The following is a 1,379-nucleotide window of genomic DNA, read 5'->3' as shown; positions in this document are numbered from 1 at the left end:
GTGTCGTCAGGCCACTGTTAAACAAAGCGCATCATCATCTGCACAACAACACCAATGATCTTGCCTACTCTTTGTCCCCCGCTTGGTGATTGATTACCGCCCACAGCAATCTCACGACAACGTAAACACCAACAGATATGGCCCCGTAACACAGGATGCCTATTGGGGTATAAATAGGCCACGAAACAATCGAAAGCTTAGGGAGAATAAGGAATGCAAGCAGTGCAAGAATGACCGCAAATTTATTAAATTTTCGTGATGTTTTATTGTTTACGCTCATACCATTACCGCCATTATCAAAATGTATCATCAGGCCATTGTGACTTGACAACTTTCCCCACTATTTGACAGTTATTATTGAAAGGGATCAAGTCATAACGTGGGTTTAGTGGCTCAAGATATTCAATACCGCTATCTCTGATCAGCCGCTTAAACGTGAACTCGTCGTTTAGCATGCGAGCCACACAGAAATCCCCGAACTCAACATCCTCTTCAGGGTCAACAAGTATCAGCATGCCTTCCGGAAAGCTCGGTCGACCACCCTGCGGAGCAGTCATGGAATGCCCTTCAACCTCAAGCCAAAATGATTGATTACTGGCTTTTTTTGCCGTTGGAATCCAATCAACCGCATCTCTTTCGGTGTATGAGCTTCCGTTTTCAGTGAAGCATCCAGCCTGAACTTTAGTGAAAAGCGGGTATGCGTACCTATCGCTAGCAGATTTTGATTTTTGTGATGCAAGGGCGTTAAACATAGTCCTTATTTCTTTTGAAAGTGACGGACTAAAATCATCAACTGACACGTCAAGAGCGACAGCCAGCTTTGCTGCATTCTCTGCGTTGATAGCGTTAACCCCATTCAGCAATTGAGCAACGGCGCTCTGTCCCATGCCAATAGCTTCACCAAGAGACTCTTGGGACAGCCCAAGCTCTTTCTTTTTGGCGTCAAAAATAGCCTTTAGCCGCATAGCGTCGGCTACTTGTTCATCAGTGAGAGGTTTCTTTTTCATGAGGTGATTTTATTACCAATTGGAATATTTACCAATCACCGCAGGTGTTGACTATTTTATCACTAGCGGTGATAATTAATAAAAAAGGAGGAAGCATGGAAAGAATCCCGCTTACAACATTCGCCACTGAGGTTGGTCAACACAAAACGGCAGAAATGCTTGGTGTTAGACAGAGTGCAATCAGTAAGGCGATTTTAAAAAAACGAAACATCTATGTGATTAAAAAGCAGGACGGGACAGTTGAAGCAGAAGAAGTAAAAACTTTCCCATCAGGTAAAAACAATTAAGCCAACCGCTCTTTACACAATTTAGCCCGTTCCGGATATGTGCTGGAACATTTTTCAACACAGCAAACACCTCACAGGAAGTGAG

Annotated in this window: 2 protein-coding genes; one reads left to right on the top strand and one right to left on the bottom strand. The window is 43.7% G+C overall.

All coding sequences use genetic code 11. The features are described from left to right. Positions 1-296: 296 nt before the first annotated feature. Entirely contained in the window at positions 297-1,007 is a 711-nt protein-coding gene (locus U868_RS0123245; protein WP_025155365.1) for a LexA family protein, read from the bottom strand. A gap of 95 nt (positions 1,008-1,102) precedes the next feature. Here U868_RS0123245 and U868_RS0123240 point away from each other — a divergent pair, with 95 nt between their 5' ends. Then, complete coding sequence (locus tag U868_RS0123240; RefSeq protein WP_015422887.1) at positions 1,103-1,294, top strand: Cro/CI family transcriptional regulator; 192 nt, start codon at positions 1,103-1,105, stop codon at positions 1,292-1,294. Positions 1,295-1,379: the final 85 nt, after the last annotated feature.

This window comes from Morganella morganii H1r (genome assembly GCF_000633515.1).
GTDB lineage: Bacteria > Pseudomonadota > Gammaproteobacteria > Enterobacterales > Enterobacteriaceae > Morganella > Morganella morganii_B.
Note: the sequence above shows the minus strand (reverse complement) of the source record. Positions and strands in the feature narration are given on the sequence as shown.

Bases quoted from the DNA above. Each gene is read 5' to 3' on its own strand.
- U868_RS0123245 (WP_025155365.1), bottom strand. From the start codon at position 1,007: ATGAAAAAGAAACCTCTCACTGATGAACAAGTAGCCGACGCTATGCGG.
- U868_RS0123240 (WP_015422887.1), top strand. From the start codon at position 1,103: ATGGAAAGAATCCCGCTTACAACATTCGCCACTGAGGTTGGTCAACAC.